The sequence below is a fragment of the Nitrospirillum amazonense genome, assembly GCF_007828035.1.
Classification (GTDB): Bacteria; Pseudomonadota; Alphaproteobacteria; order Azospirillales; family Azospirillaceae; genus Nitrospirillum; species Nitrospirillum amazonense.
The window spans coordinates 58,054-72,318 of the sequence record NZ_VITV01000009.1; the positions used below are offsets into that span (position 1 = coordinate 58,054).

At 69.1% G+C, this 14,265-nt stretch carries 13 protein-coding genes; 5 read left to right on the top strand and 8 right to left on the bottom strand.

Going from position 1 to position 14,265, the window contains the following annotated elements; genetic code table 11:
• Position 1: 1 nt before the first annotated feature.
• Together FBZ87_RS22205 and murA are read right to left on the bottom strand one after the other, a co-directional pair.
• Complete coding sequence (locus FBZ87_RS22205) at positions 2 to 871, bottom strand: glucosamine kinase nucleotide-binding domain-containing protein (RefSeq protein WP_145612784.1); 870 nt, start codon at positions 869 to 871, stop codon at positions 2 to 4.
• Entirely contained in the window at positions 871 to 2,133 is a 1,263-nt protein-coding gene (gene murA / locus FBZ87_RS22210; protein ID WP_145612785.1) for a UDP-N-acetylglucosamine 1-carboxyvinyltransferase, read from the bottom strand. Before murA ends, FBZ87_RS22205 begins: the two co-directional genes overlap by 1 nt.
• 171 nt (positions 2,134 to 2,304) lie before the next feature.
• On the opposite strand from murA, the gene FBZ87_RS22215 reads away from it, so the two are divergent.
• Positions 2,305 to 2,583, top strand: coding sequence for a multiubiquitin domain-containing protein (locus FBZ87_RS22215; RefSeq protein ID WP_186454910.1), 279 nt, complete (start codon positions 2,305 to 2,307; stop codon positions 2,581 to 2,583).
• Positions 2,576 to 4,075, top strand: coding sequence for a HesA/MoeB/ThiF family protein (locus tag FBZ87_RS22220; protein ID WP_145612787.1), 1,500 nt, complete (start codon positions 2,576 to 2,578; stop codon positions 4,073 to 4,075). The genes FBZ87_RS22215 and FBZ87_RS22220 overlap by 8 nt, the downstream gene beginning before the upstream one ends.
• A gap of 11 nt (positions 4,076 to 4,086) precedes the next feature.
• On the opposite strand, the gene FBZ87_RS22225 is transcribed toward FBZ87_RS22220, so the two are convergent.
• Complete coding sequence (locus FBZ87_RS22225) at positions 4,087 to 5,136, bottom strand: hypothetical protein (protein ID WP_186454911.1); 1,050 nt, start codon at positions 5,134 to 5,136, stop codon at positions 4,087 to 4,089.
• 181 nt (positions 5,137 to 5,317) lie between these two features.
• Between FBZ87_RS22225 and FBZ87_RS22230 the strand changes: the two genes are divergently transcribed.
• Both FBZ87_RS22230 and FBZ87_RS22235 read left to right on the top strand, forming a co-directional pair.
• Positions 5,318 to 6,496 (top strand): acyl-CoA dehydrogenase family protein, encoded by a 1,179-nt coding sequence (locus FBZ87_RS22230; protein WP_246134541.1) that lies wholly within the window; start codon positions 5,318 to 5,320, stop codon positions 6,494 to 6,496.
• Positions 6,493 to 7,509 (top strand): DegT/DnrJ/EryC1/StrS family aminotransferase, encoded by a 1,017-nt coding sequence (locus tag FBZ87_RS22235; protein ID WP_211107068.1) that lies wholly within the window; start codon positions 6,493 to 6,495, stop codon positions 7,507 to 7,509. The genes FBZ87_RS22230 and FBZ87_RS22235 overlap by 4 nt, the downstream gene beginning before the upstream one ends.
• 20 nt (positions 7,510 to 7,529) lie before the next feature.
• Here FBZ87_RS22235 and FBZ87_RS22240 read toward each other — a convergent pair whose 3' ends face one another.
• From FBZ87_RS22240 to FBZ87_RS22260, 5 genes are read right to left on the bottom strand one after another with little or no spacing between them, the layout of a single operon-like run.
• Positions 7,530 to 8,612, bottom strand: a complete 1,083-nt coding sequence (locus FBZ87_RS22240) for a branched-chain amino acid aminotransferase (RefSeq protein ID WP_145612790.1) — start codon at positions 8,610 to 8,612, stop codon at positions 7,530 to 7,532.
• A 43-nt stretch (positions 8,613 to 8,655) separates the two neighbouring features.
• Complete coding sequence (lpdA, locus tag FBZ87_RS22245; RefSeq protein WP_145612791.1) at positions 8,656 to 10,071, bottom strand: dihydrolipoyl dehydrogenase; 1,416 nt, start codon at positions 10,069 to 10,071, stop codon at positions 8,656 to 8,658.
• 4 nt (positions 10,072 to 10,075) lie between these two features.
• Positions 10,076 to 11,380, bottom strand: a complete 1,305-nt coding sequence (locus tag FBZ87_RS22250) for a dihydrolipoamide acetyltransferase family protein (RefSeq protein ID WP_145612792.1) — start codon at positions 11,378 to 11,380, stop codon at positions 10,076 to 10,078.
• Between the two features lie 3 nt (positions 11,381 to 11,383).
• Positions 11,384 to 12,397, bottom strand: a complete 1,014-nt coding sequence (locus tag FBZ87_RS22255) for an alpha-ketoacid dehydrogenase subunit beta (protein ID WP_145612793.1) — start codon at positions 12,395 to 12,397, stop codon at positions 11,384 to 11,386.
• 4 nt (positions 12,398 to 12,401) lie between these two features.
• Positions 12,402 to 13,655 (bottom strand): thiamine pyrophosphate-dependent enzyme, encoded by a 1,254-nt coding sequence (locus FBZ87_RS22260; RefSeq protein WP_145612794.1) that lies wholly within the window; start codon positions 13,653 to 13,655, stop codon positions 12,402 to 12,404.
• 131 nt (positions 13,656 to 13,786) lie between these two features.
• Between FBZ87_RS22260 and FBZ87_RS22265 the strand changes: the two genes are divergently transcribed.
• Positions 13,787 to 14,260, top strand: coding sequence for an Lrp/AsnC family transcriptional regulator (locus tag FBZ87_RS22265; RefSeq protein WP_145612795.1), 474 nt, complete (start codon positions 13,787 to 13,789; stop codon positions 14,258 to 14,260).
• Positions 14,261 to 14,265: the final 5 nt, after the last annotated feature.

Below are 14,265 nucleotides of genomic sequence, written 5' to 3' on the forward strand. Positions count from 1 at the left end.
CTCAGTCTGGCGCGCGGCCCGCCAGCGCCAGAGCGCCCTTGATCGCGTCACCCAGGGTGGGCGACAAGCGGCGGCGCACATCGGGGGCCAGCCAGGCCTCCAGGGCGCTTGCCAGGCCGCCGATCAGGCTGACCCGCGGCACCCCTTCCGACAGCAGCGCCCGCACCAGGCCGTTCACATGCTCCGCCGCCTCCTGCACCACCTGGCGGGCCACGGCGTCGCCCTGGTCGGCCTGGCGCAGCACCAGGGGGGCGAAGGTAGCGTAGTCGGTGGCGGTCGATCGGTCCATCCACAGCACCACCTCTGCCGGGTCATCCTGGAAACGGGCCATCAGTTCCCGCGTCAGGACGCTGCCGCCCTCGCGCCCGTCGTGGGCGCGCAGACTGTGCTGCAGGGCCCTCAAGCCCAGATAGGCGCCGCTGCCCTCGTCGGAGATGGGGAAGCCGTAGCCGCCGAACTTCATCTCCCGTCCGTCGACACGGCCGATGGCGCACGTGCCGGTACCGACAATGACGATGCCGCCATCCCGGCCGCCGTGCGCGCCCAGGCAGGCGATCATGGCGTCGCTGGTGAAGGCGATGGAGGCATAGGGGTGGTGGATGGCTTCCAGCGCCGCGCGGGCGCCTTTGCGGCCAATACCGGCCACGCCCACTCCGGCGCGAATGCGACCCACCTGCGCCCCGTCCAGCCCGGCCTCCTCAATGGCGTGGCGGGCCGCCGTCTCGATGGCCTGCCACGACGCCTCGATACCGAAACGGGTGGCGGCGGGGCCGGCGATGCCCTGCCCCAGGACGGTGCCGGCCGCATCCTCCAGCCGCGCGCGGCAGCCGGTACCGCCGCCGTCCACGCCCAAGTACAGCGCGTCGTCCATCAGCCGGGCACCCGCTCGATATCGGCGCCACAGCGAACCAGCTTACGCGCCAAATCCTCATAGCCCCGGTCCAGGTGGTAGACGCGGTTCACCACCGTCTCCCCCTCCGCCACCAGCCCCGCCAGGATAAGGCAGACCGAGGCGCGCAGGTCCGTCGCCATGACAGGTGCACCGCGCAGCCGTTCGACCCCGCGCACCAACACGGATGTGCCCCGCAGGGTGAGGTCGGCGCCCAGGCGCGCCAGCTCCGGCACGTGCATGAAGCGGTTCTCGAAGATGGTCTCGCGGATCATGGACGCCCCCTCCGCAACCGACATCAGGGCCATGAACTGGGCCTGCAGGTCGGTGGGGAAACCGGGATAGGGCTCGGTCGCGACATCGGTGGCGCGCAGGTGGCCCACCCGTTCCACCATCAGGCCCCGGTCGGTGGGATAGACGCTGACCCCCGCCCGCTCCAGGATCTGGCATTGCACCGCCAGATGGTCCAGCCGCGCGCCGATCAGTTCCAGCCGGCCGCCGGTGATGGCCGCGGCCATGGCGTAGGTCCCGGCCTCGATGCGATCGGGAATCAGCGTGTGCGTCGCCGGGCGGAAGATGGCCGGCCCCTGCACCAGGATGCGCTGGGTTCCCGCCCCCTCGACATGCGCGCCCATGGCCGCCAGGCAGGCGGCGAGGTCCGCCACCTCCGGCTCGCGCGCCGCGTTCAGGATTTCCGTTTCGCCCCGCGCCGTCACGGCGGCCATCATGGCCGTTTCGGTGGCGCCCACCGAAGGCAAGGCCAGGACGATGCGGCCACCAGCCAGGCCGCCCTGCGGCGCCCGGGCGGTGACGTAGCCGCCATCGACCTCCACCGCCGCGCCCAGGGCCGTCAGCGCCTTCAGGTGCAGGTCGATGGGCCGGGCACCGATGGCGCACCCCCCGGGCAGGGAGACGCGGGCGCTGCCGAAACGGCCCAGCAGGGGCCCCAGCACCAGGGCCGTCGCCCGGGCGCGGCGCACGGTGTCGTAATGCGCCTCGGCGTTCACGGCGGCGGCGGCGTCCAGCGTCACCCGGTGCGCGTCGGCGCGTGCCACCCGCACGCCATAGCCGCGCGCCAGCGCCAGCATGGTTTCCACATCGGTGATGGCCGGCAGGTTGGCCAGCGTCACCGGCTGGTCGCTCAGCAGGCTGGCGGCGACCAAGGGCAGCGCCGCGTTCTTGGCGCCGGCGATGTCCACGGTGCCGGCCAGCCGCCGCCTGCCGCGGATGATCAAGCGATCCATGAGGTTTTCCGCATCATAGTCCCGTACCAAATCTGGCAGCGCGCCTGTTCCATTCATCATGCCAGTTCGCCAAGTGGTGACAAACTGGTTTCATGCTGCTAGCCTTCCCGCGATCCCAATCGACCGAGCAGAAGTCCCCCCGCGATGCCTGCTACACCGATCCATCCAAGCTTGACCCCAGATCAGGCCCCCGATCAAGCCGGCCTGGCCGATACTGCCGGCGCCACCTGCGAAATCTTCGTCAACCGCCGCCGCTTCGCCATCGGCAACCAGATGGTGACCGCCGCCGACATCGCCGCCCTGATGGGCGTACCGGCGGACAACGCAGTGGTTGAACGTAGCGACCCCTCCGGCGACTGGGTGGCCCTGCCCCTGTCCGACACCGTGGATATCCACCCGGGCGACACCTTCCTGGTCACCCGCCAGTTCGTGATGGGTGGGCATGGTTGAGCGCGCCCGCACCGCTCCCAGCGGGGAGCCGTATCGTGTCGCCCCTGCAGGCCTGCTGCGCCTGGCCTCGCCGGAGAAGGAGGCGCTGTTCGCCACCGTGTTTACCGGCCAGCCGGATCGGGAGGGCGGCTGTTTCGCCCGCTTCGGCTGGCGGCTGACGGGCGGCCACCTGGCGGTCACGCTGGCCGCCATCGACACGCCGCAGCCGGGCGATATCGAGGGTGGCGGGACGGGGATCAAGATCACGGCCAACGCCCTACGCCGCGCCGCCCTGGCGGCGGAGGGCCATCCGCTGGCCGTCGGCTTCATCCACGCCCATCCCGCCGGCGTGGCGCCCAAGCCCAGCGCCCTGGATGACGAGATGGACCGGTACATGGCCGGCTATTTCGCCGACCTGGTCCCAGGCCGCCCCTTCGTCAGCCTGATTGTTTCCAAGATCGGGGGCGACACCGCCGTCCACGGCCGGATCTTCCACGACGGCGCCTGGCACGAGGTGGGCCGCGTGGCGGCGGAGCGGGATCCCACCGTGATCGCCTGGCCGCAAGGCGAACCACCGCCGGAGCCGCCCATCCCGCCGGAGCGGGTGGCCCGCCTGACCAGCGCCTTCGGGCGGGAGGCGTACCAGCGCCTGCAACGCTCCACCGTCGCCCTCATCGGCGCCGGGGGCACCGGCTCTGCCGCCATCCCCATCCTGGCGCGGGCCGGTGTGGGCCGGCTGATCATCATCGACAGCGACCACGCCTCGGAGTCCAATCTGGAACGGCTGCACGGCAGCACCCCGGCCGACGTGGCCAACCGCGTGCCCAAGGTCACCATCGCCAAGCGGTCGGTGGCGGAATACGCCCCCGGCACGGTGGTGGAGGCCATCAACGGCCGCCTGCCGCAGCCCGAGGTGTTGGACGCCGTGCTGCAGGCCGACGTGCTGATGGGCTGCACCGACGCGCATTCCAGCCGCATGGCCGTGGCCGACATCGCCACCCGCTACCTGATCCCCGCGGTGGATTGCGGCGGCCTGATCGAGGGGCGCGACGGCATCGTCACCGGTCAGCTGGTGCAAATCGTCCGCTTCCTGGCGGCCGACCCCTGCCCCCGTTGCCGCGGCATGATCTCCGCCACCCGGGTGATGCAGGAGATGCTGCCGGTGGTGGAGCGACTGGCCCCGGCCGACCAGGCGGCCCTGGCGGCGGCACGTGGCGAGCGGCCGGACCCCATCCTGACCGCTGTACCGCAGATCGATACCGTGGGCTACATCACCACCACGGCTGGAACGCTGGCGGCGGGCTTCGTCATCGGCTGGCTGACCGGCCGCTTCTCCCCCACCTTCGAACGGCTGCAACTGGATCTGGTGTCGGATTGCCTGGGCGCCGTGGATCGGCCGCAACGGCCCCGGCCAGGATGCAGCTGCACCACCACGCGCGGCTATGCCGACCAGGCGGCCGACGCGGCGCCATTCCAGCCGCCCGCCCATTGGCCGGCCCCGGTCCGGCTGTAAGGGGCCGCCCCCTAGAATCCCAGACCAGCCGCCGGGCGGTGGCAGGAGCAGCCGACGAAGTGGCCCGACAGCGCCTCTAGCGAGCGCAGCTGCGCGCCATTATGCACGTAGTCCTCGCCCGGCGCCGGTTCCACCTCCAGCACCAGATCGCCGTCGGTGCCAAAGCGGGCCGGCAAGCCGACGAAGGGCAGGTTGCCGGTGCCCAGTTCCAACCCCTCGGAAGAGATGGCGCTGACCAGCGTATCGGCATCCAGCCCTGGGTCCGCGCAGGCCTGGGGGTCCAGGCGGATGGCGTCGGAGACGTGCAGATAGCTCATCCGCTCGTCCACGAAATCAAAGGGTTCCAGCCACGCCGTCCGATCCAAGTCATCGGCTGTGATCCAGCCGAAACGGGCGTCGCCGTCGGTCAGGCGCGGCTGGGCGCGGCGGCGGTTGAACAGGTTGGCCGATAGGGTGGCGTGCGCCACGTCGATGAACGGTTCCACCCCCGTCAGCCCGTCACGGACCAACGCCTCACGGAAACGCTCGATCTCCCACGGGAAGAAGTGGTCCAGCGGCCCGGTCATGTAATTGCGGCCGTCACGGGGCAGCAGGGAATAGTGGCCGACATTCTCCACCAGCAGCCGCATACCGCCCGCCAGGCGCGCCAGGTCGCGCACCGCCTCTCCAAATCCCTGCGCGGCCTCATCCCGGTCGCGGGCGCGGGGCGGGGCCTGGCCGAAAACCATGTCGAAATAGCGGTGCAGGACGACGGCCCCGGCCCCGATCTCGGCCGCGAAGGCCAGGGTGTGGCGGCATTGGTCGGCATCGAAGCCGACGCGCGTGACCAGGGGCACCGACTGAGGCGGGATGTGAACGATCAGCGCATCCACCGGAAATTCCTGTCGCAACCGGGCGATATTGCGCCGAGCGAGGGCGAGACCGGCGGCGGAGGTCACGTCCCGCTCCCCAAAGGTGTGCAGCTCCAGCCGTACCGGCCGCCCCTGGGAGACGAGATAGGCGGCGCGCGCCGCCAGTTGGCCGTAATCGGCCACGGCGGCCTTCAGGACAAGGTTGGGCACGCTCACCTCCCCGCCGGATCGCTGACGCCAGGGTGGCATGGCCGGCCAACCTGGACAAGCTGGTATTCATATGGTATGCAACCAGTGGTCCGGCGGCCTGCCTCGGGCGGGGTTGCCGGCCCTTCCGTTCAGGACAAAAACAGGGGGGGCGGGCCCCATGCCGGAAACAGGGTTGGAACCAGTGTTGGATGCGCCGTCGGTGGCTGACGGCCTGTTGCCCGTCGGCATCCTGCACCGTGCCCACGCGTTGCTGCCCCTGATCGACACCCTGAAGGCGGAGGGGGAGCGTGAGCGCCGCGCACCGGTCGCCCTGATCGACGCCCTGAAGCGGGCCGGCCTGTTTCGCCTGTTGCAGCCCCGGCGTTATGGCGGGGCCGAATGTCATCCCGCCACCTTCTTCGCCGTGCAGGCCACCCTGTCCGCCGAGGACATGTCCATCGGCTGGCTGCAGGGCGTCATGGGCATGGTGGCCTTCCACCTGGCGCTGCTGCCGGTCGAGGCGCAGGACGATGTCTGGCGGGATGATCCGACGGCGCTGCTGGCCTCCAGCTACATGCCGGCGGGCAAGGCCGCGCGCGTGCCGGGCGGCTTCCGCCTCAGTGGCCGCTGGGGTTTCTCCAGCGGCGCCGACCACGCCGACTGGTTCATGCTGGGCGCCATGGCGGCGCTGGAGGGGGACGAGCAGGAGCATGTCATCTTCCTGGTACCGCGGGCCGACGTGCGCATTCACGACACCTGGGACACCATCGGCCTGCGCGGCACGGGCAGCCATGACGTGTCGGTGGATGATGGTTTCGTCCCCGCCCACCGCTGCCACGGCGTGCGGGAACGCTTCCTGACAGGCGGCCCAGGCTTGGCCGTCAACCCGGCGCCGCTGTACCGCATTCCCCTGCCGCAGATGCTGTTCCGCGCCATCTCCACCCCCGCGCTGGGCGGCTTGCGCGGGCTGCTGGAGGGCTTCATCGATCACAACCGGCGGCGCGGGCCCGGGCCTCTGGCCGACCCGGTGGCCCAGCTGGCCTGCGGCGAGGCGGCGGCCGAGCTGGACGAGATGACCCGCACCCTCGAAGGCAATTTCGACCGTATGCTGGACCACGCCCGCCAGGGCCGGGAGGCGCCTATCGGCGACCGCATGCTGTATCGCGTCCAGGCCACCACGGTGGTGGAGCGGTGCGACCGGCTGGCCCGGCGCCTGTTCAAGGCCTCCGGCGCCTCCGCCCTGTCGATCGCCAACCCGCTGGGGCGCATCTGTGCCGATATCCAGGCCGCCCGCCAGCACGCCGCCAACCAATACGAGATCTATGGCCGGACGCTGGGCGCTCACCTGTTCCAACTGGACGTGAAGGATACTTTGCTTTGAGCGGACAGCCGGACCAAAACCCCTCCCCGCCCCTGCCCTTCAGCCTGGGTTACGACGACCGGGATGAGGAAGAGATCATGCGCCGCTGGCGGGCCATCCTGCGCTCCAACAAATGGAGCCACGCCGCCCAACTGGAGGAGTTCGAGGCTGCCTGGCGGGCGTGGAACGAGCTGCCGGCTGTGGCCTTCGACAATTGGGCCGGCGGCGCCATGGCCGTGCTGGACCATTTCAAGGTACGTGGCGCCACCGTACTGTGCCCGTCCAACACCTTCCTGGCCACGCCCCGCGCCGCCCAGTTGTCGGGGGCCGAGGTGGTGTTCTATGACTGTAACCGGCACGATTTGTGCGGGTCCTTCGACGACTTTGTGGCCAAGGCGGAACGGCACCGGCCAGCCCTGGCCTTCATCGTCCATATCGGCGGCCACATCGCCTTCGACATCCACAAGATCGCGGCCTATTGCCGGGACAAGGGCATCATCCTGGTGGAGGATTGCGCCCATGCCGTGGGCGCCGACTGGAACGGGCAGAAGCCGGGCAGCTTCGGCGATGCCGGCATTTTCTCCCTCTACGCCACCAAGACCATCACCACCGGCGAGGGCGGCGTGGTGGTCAGCCGCCACGAGGACGTGCTGCGCCACGCCCGGTCCTACCGCGACTATGGCCGGGGCTCGGGCTACAAGGTGCAAAGCCTGAACCACCGCATGGACGAGTTCCGCGCCGCCTTCGGCACCGTGCAAATCCGACGCATGCCGGAAATCGTGGCCTGGAAGCAGGCCTACGCCCGCGACGTGCTGGACCCACTGTACCCAGACCGGGTGCGCCTGCCGGAAGGCATGAGCAGCGGCTTCTACAAATACATCGTCTTCCAGAACATCCCCACCTCCACCGGCAAGGTCTATGAGCTGCCCTGCCACCGCATCATGGGGGTGGAGGCCAACCTGCCGAACACGGAGTGGGTGGCCAAGAACCACTGGTGCGTGCCGCTGTACTACCCTCGCTCGTCCCCGGAGTGAGCGTCTCCCGGTTCGTTTTCTTAAATCACGCGGCGGATCCAGCCATCCACCAACGGGGCCTGGCTGCCGCGCTGCATGCCCACCAGGCGTTCACGCAGGCTGGCCGTGGTCGACCCGCCCTCACCATTGCCGATGACGAAGTCGCCCTCGGCCGTGCGCACGGTGCCGATGGGCGCCAGCACGGCGGCGGTGCCGCAGGCGAAGGCCTCGCGCACCCGGCCGGTGGCGGCATCCTCCTTCCACTGCGCCAGGGTATACGGCTCCTCCACCACCGTATGGCCCAGGCTGCGCGCCAGCTGGATGATGCTGTCGCGGGTGATGCCGGGCAGGATGGTGCCGCTGAGCGGCGGGGTCAGCAGGCTGCCGTCGTCGCGGACGAAGAAGACGTTCATGCCGCCCAGCTCCTCGATCCAGCGATGCTCCGCCGCGTCCAGGAACACCACCTGGTCGCAGCCGTGCTTGCTGGCCTCCAATTGGGCGATCAGGCTGGCGGCGTAGTTGCCGCCGCACTTGGCCGCGCCGGTGCCGCCGGGGGCGGCGCGGGTGTAGTTCTCCGGCGCCCAGATGGTGATGGCCTTGGCCCCGCCCTTGAAGTAGGCGCCCACTGGGCAGGCGATGACGCAGAAGATGTACTCCGACGCCGGCCTGACACCTAAGAACGCCTCGTTGGCGAACATGAAGGGCCGGATGTACAGGCTGGCGCCCTCCCCGCCGGGGATCCAGGCCTGGTCGATGCGCACCAGCTGCTCCACCGCTTCCAGGAACAGCTCCTCCGGGATCAGCGGCATGGCCATGCGCTCGGCCGAGTCCCGAAAGCGCTTGGCATTGGCGTCGGGCCGGAACAGCATCACGCCGCCGTCCGCCGCGCGATAGGCCTTCATGCCCTCGAAGACTTCCTGGGCGTAGTGCAGCACAGCCGCCGCCGGATCGAGCGCGAACGGCGCCCGCGCCGTGACCTTGGCGTCATGCCAACCCTGGCCCTCCGTCCAGCGGATCGTCACCATGTGGTCGGTGAATACCTTGCCGAAGCCGGGGTTTTCCAGGATGCGGGCGCGCGTGGCGGCGTCGGTCGGATTGGCGGTGCGCTCGATGGTGAAGGTCATGGTGGTTCCCAGATCAAATGGGCCAGGGTCAAATGGGCCAGAATCAAATGTGGATGGCGTGGCCCAGGGCCTTCAGGGCGCTTTCGTGCACGCCCTCGCTTAACGTCGGATGGGCGTGGATGATGCCGGCCACATCCTCCAGCACGGCGCCCATCTCCAACAGCGTCGCGAACTCGCCGGCGAGTTCCGAGATGTGGCGGCCCACGGCCTGCAGGCCCAGGATGCGGTGGTCGGCCTTGCGCGCCACCACCCGGACGAAACCGCCGTCGTCGCCCGCGTCCATGGACAGGGCGCGGCCGTTGGCGGCCCAGGGGAATTGCCCCACCACCGTCTCCGTACCCGCCGGTACCTCGTCGGGGCCTAAGCCCGCCGTGACGATCTCCGGCTCGGTGAAGCAGACCGCCACGATTGATACGGGATCGAAACGACGGCGTTTCCCGGCGATGATCTCCGCCACCATTTCCCCTTGGGCGGACGCCTTGTGCGCCAGCATGGGCTCGCCCACCACGTCGCCGATGGCGTAGACGCCCGTCGTCGGCGTGGCGCAGCGGTCGTCCACGGCGATGAAGCGGCCATTCATGGCCAGGCCCATGGCCTCGCGCCCCCAGCCCTCGGTATTGGGCCGGCGGCCGACCGTGACCAGGATATGGTCGGCCGGCAGCACTTGGCGTTGGCCGTCCTGGGTCTCGATGGCCAGGCCCTCGCCTTCCTGGCCAAGGGCCTTGGCGCCCAGATGCACCGTGACACCGTGCTTTTCCAGCCAACGGCGCACCGGCTGGGTCAGCTGGGCATCGTACAGCGGCAGGATGCGGTCCTGCGCCTCCACCACCGTGACCTGGGCGCCCAGTTTGGCGTAGGCGATGCCCAGTTCCAGGCCGATATAGCCGGCGCCCACCACCACCAGCCGCTTGGGCACCGCCGTCAGCGACAGGGCGCCGGTGGAGGAGATGACCTTATCGCCGAATGGCAGGTTGGGCAGTTCCACCGGCAGCGAGCCGGTGGCCAGGATCACGTTCTCCGCCACCACGGTGACGGGGCCGTCCGCCGTCTCCACGGTGCAGCGCTTGGCGTCGCTGAACACGGCCCTACCGGCCAGGGTGCGCACCTTCGCCCGCTTCAGCAGCGCGGTGACCCCGCCGTTCAGCCGGTCGACCACGCCCTCCTTCCAGGCCATGGTCTCGCTGAAGTTCAGCGCCGGCTTGGCATCCAGATGGATGCCGAAGCGGCCGGACGAGGCGGCCGCCAAGGTCATTTCCTCATAGAGGCCCGCGGCATGGATCAGCGCCTTGGACGGGATGCAGCCCCGGATGAGGCAGGTTCCGCCCAGGCGGTCGGCATCCACCAGCACGATATCCAGCCCCAGCTGGCCGGCGCGGATGGCGGCGACGTAGCCGCCGGGCCCGCCGCCGACAACAAGCACGCCAGCATTGAGGACGGGTGTCTTGATGGTCTCGGCCATGACGTCAGTCCATGAAGATAAGGGCGGGGTGTTCCAGCAGGCGCTTCAGCCGCTGGATGAAACGGGCGGCGTCATAGCCGTCGACGATGCGGTGATCGAAGGAGGACGACAGGTTCATCACCTTGCGCACCGTGATGAAGGACCCGTTGACCACCGGGCGCTCCACCAGCTTATTGGGACCGATGATGGCGACCTCGGGATGATTGATCACCGGCGTGGCGGCGATGCCGCCCAAGGCGCCTAAGCTGGTCAGCGTGATGGTCGACCCACTCAGTTCATCGCGGGCCGCGGTACCGTCGCGGGCGGCTTTGCTGACCCGTGCCAGCTCGGCGGCGCAGTCCCACAGGTCTCGCATCTCAGCATGGCGCACCACCGGTACGATCAGGCCGTTGGGCGTCTGCGTGGCGATGCCGATGTGCACGCCCTCATAGGTGTGCAGCACCCCGGCATCGTCGTCGTAGCGGCTGTTGATGTGCGGGAACTCGGGCAGGATGCGCACCACCGCGCGCATGAAGAAGGGCAGCAGGGTCAGCTTGGGCTGGTCCGGCTGCTTGTTCTCGTTCAGGTCCTGGCGCAGGGCCTCCAGCTCCGTCAGGTCGCATTCCTCCACATAGGTGAAGTGGGGGATGCGGCGTTTGGAGTCCTGCATCTTTTCCGCGATCTTGCGGCGCAGGCCGATGATCTTGGTCTCCTCCACGCCGTCCCGCGCGGTGTAGCGCGCGTCGCCCGTGGGGATGGCGCCGCCGCCGGCGATATAGGCGTCCAGATCCTCCGGCGTGATGCGGCCGCCGGGGCCGGTGCCGGGCACGTACTGCAGCGGGATGCCCAGCTCATGCGCCCGCCGCCGGGTGGCCGGGGCGGCCAGGGGCGCATCCTCGGCCAGGCGGGTGGTGAAGGCCGCGGCCTTCGCCTTGGCCGGCCGCGGCTTGGGCTGCTCCACCGGCTTGGGCGCGGGCTTCGCGTCACCCTGAACCGGTTCCGGTTTCGGCCCGGGCTTGGGTTGCGGCTTCGGTTCCGGCTTGGTATCCGCCTTGGGCGCCGGGCGGGCGGCGTCGGCGTTGCCGGCCCCTTCCACCTCCAGTTCCACCAGCACGCTGCCCACGGCCATCATCTGGCCGACCTCGCCATGGATGGCGGTGACCACGCCGTCCACCGGCGCGCTCATTTCCACCGTGGCCTTGTCGGTCATGACATCGACCAGATCCTGGTCCTCGCGCACATGGTCGCCCGGCTGCACCCGCCATTTGACGATCTCGGCCTCGACCACGCCTTCGCCCACGTCAGGCAGGCGAAATAGATAAGTGCCCATGGGTCAGTCCTCCATGACGCGCTTCAGGGCCGCGGCGAGGCGCGCGGGCCCGGGGAAATAGTCCCACTCGAACGCATGCGGATAGGGCGTGTCCCAGCCCGCCACCCGGCCGATGGGGCTTTTCAGGTGATGGAAGCAGCGCTCCTGCACCAGGGACGACAGCTCGCCGCCGAAGCCGCCAAAGCGCGAGGCCTCATGCAGGATGACGCAGCGGCCAGTCTTCTTGACCGAGGTGACGATGGTGTCAATATCCAGCGGCACGATGCTGCGCAGGTCGATCAGTTCGGCATCCACGCCCGATTCCTCGATGCCCGACTTGGCAACGTGCACCATGGTGCCGTAGGCCAGCACCGTCGCCTCGCGCCCTTCCCTCACCACCGCCGCCTTGCCCAGCGGCACGGTGTAGTGCCCCTCCGGCACATCCGACCCGGGGGATTCGGCCCAGGTCTTCAGCGCGCGGTCGTGGTGGCCGTCGAAGGGACCGTTGTAGATGCGCTTGGGCTCCAAGAAGATGACCGGGTCGTCATCCTCGATGGACGCGATCAGTAGACCCTTGGCGTCATAGGGGTTGGAGGGGATAACCGTCTTCAGGCCCGTGACGTGGGCGAAGATGGCCTCCGGGCTCTGACTGTGGGTCTGGCCACCGAAAATGCCGCCGCCGTAGGGGGAGCGCACGGTGATGGGCGCCCAGAACTCCCCGCCCGAGCGGTAGCGCAGGCGGGCGGCCTCCGACACCAGCTGGTCGAAGGCCGGCAGGATGTAGTCGGCGAACTGGATTTCCGCCACGGGGCGTAGCCCGTAGGCGCCCATGCCGATGGCGGTGGCGATGATGCCGCCCTCGGAAATCGGCGTGTCGAAGCAGCGCTTCAGCCCATGCTTCTTCTGCAAGCCGTCGGTGACGCGGAAGACGCCGCCGAAATAGCCCACATCCTCACCGAACACCAGGACGTCGGGGTCCTGGCTCATCATCACATCCAGGGCGGAGTTCAAGGCCTGGATCATGTCCATCTTGGGCATCGGATCAGACCCCCAGTTCACGGCGCTGTTCCAGGACGCGCCAATCGGGCTCCTTGAACACGTCTTCGAACATCTGGCGCACGGGCGGCTTGGACTGGCCCAGGGTGCCGATGCGTTCGCCTTCCTTCACCGCGGCGCGCACGCCGTCGGCCAGTTCGGCCTCCATCTGGGTGTGGCGCTCGGCCGACCATTCGCCGCGCGCGATCAGGTGGGTCTTCAGCCGTTCGATGGGGTCGCCCAGGGGCCAGCACGCCGCCTCCTCTGCCGGGCGGTAGCGGGTGGGGTCGTCGCTGGTGGAATGGCCGGCGGCGCGATAGGTCACGAACTCGATCAGGGTGGCGCCCTTGTTGGTGCGCGCCCGCTCCGCCGCCCACACGGTGGCGGCCCACACCGCCAGGAAGTCGTTGCCGTCCACCCGCAGACCGGGCAGGCCGTAGGCGATGGCCTTAGCGGCGAAGGTGGTGGACTCCGCCCCGGCGATGCCGGCGTAGCTGGAAATGGCCCACTGGTTGTTGGTGACGCACAGGATGACCGGGGCGCGGTAGACGGCGGCGAAGGTCAGCGCCTCATGGAAGTCGCCCTCCGCCGTGGTGCCGTCGCCGACATAGGCCAGCGCGATCTTGGTGTCGCCGCGATAGGCCGAGGCCATGGCCCAACCCACCGCCTGGCTGAAGCGCGTGCCCAGATTGCCCGACAGCGAATAGAAGCCATAGTCGCGGGCGGAAAACAGAATGGGCAGCTGGCGGCCTTTCAGGGGGTCGCCCTCGTTGGAGAAGATCTGGTTGACTAGGTCGAGCATGGGATAGTCCCGCGCCCACAGCCAACTCAGCACCCGGTATGTGGGGAAGCACATGTCGTCGCGGTCCAGCATCATAGACTGGGCGGCGCCGATGGCCTCCTCCCCCGTCGACTTCATGTAGAAGCTGGTCTTGCCCTGGCGCTGGGCACGGAACATGCGGTCGTCGAAGGCCCGGGTCTGGGCCATGACCTTGAGGCCGCGGCGCAGCGTCTCGGCATCCAGGCCGGGGTCCCAGGGCCCAACCGCCCTGCCTTCGTCATCCAGCACGCGGATGAGGCCATAGGGCAGGTCGCGGATTTCCGGCTCCGCCACGCCAGGATCCGGCCGGCGGATGGCACCGGCGGGGGAAAAGGGCAGATGGTCGAAGCGGGGCGCCTGGCCCGGCCGGGCCGGCGGCTCCGGTATGTGCAGCTGCAACGGCGGCCGGTTCGGCGCGCCGATTGGGTCTTGGGGCGACATGTTTCCTGGTCCCTCCCGTGCCTTCCTGTTGCCCCTAGGATGTGGGGTGGGACCTGGAAAAAAAATATCTGATACGCCTTAAGTCAGCCCGTAATAGAAATGGACAACGCGCGAAACGGGGGGAATTTAGGATGGCGATTGCGTTGGACAGGATCGACCGGCGTATCCTGATGGCCTTGCAGGAAAATCCCGACATCTCCACCGCCGACCTGGCGGCCAAGGTCGGCCTGTCCCACACCCCCTGCTGGCGCCGCCTGAAGCGGCTGGAGGAGGACGGCATCATCCTGGGCCGGGCCCTGCTGCTGGACGCCAAGGCCCTGGACCTGCCCATCACCGTCTTCGCCGAGGTGCGGCTGAAGCAGCATGACGAGGACACGCTGGAGGCTCTGGAACAGGTGGTGCGCACCCGGACGGAGATCGTGGAGTGCTTCTGCATGGCCGGCGGCGAGGGCGACTACCTCATGCGCATCATCGTCAGCAGCGTGGAAAGCTATGAGCATTTCCTGAAGAAGGTGCTGCTGCACCTGCCGGGCGTGGCGGCGGTCAACTCCCGCTTCGCCCTCAGCTGCGTCAAGCTGACCACCAGCCTGCCCATCGTGGCCTGAAAAGA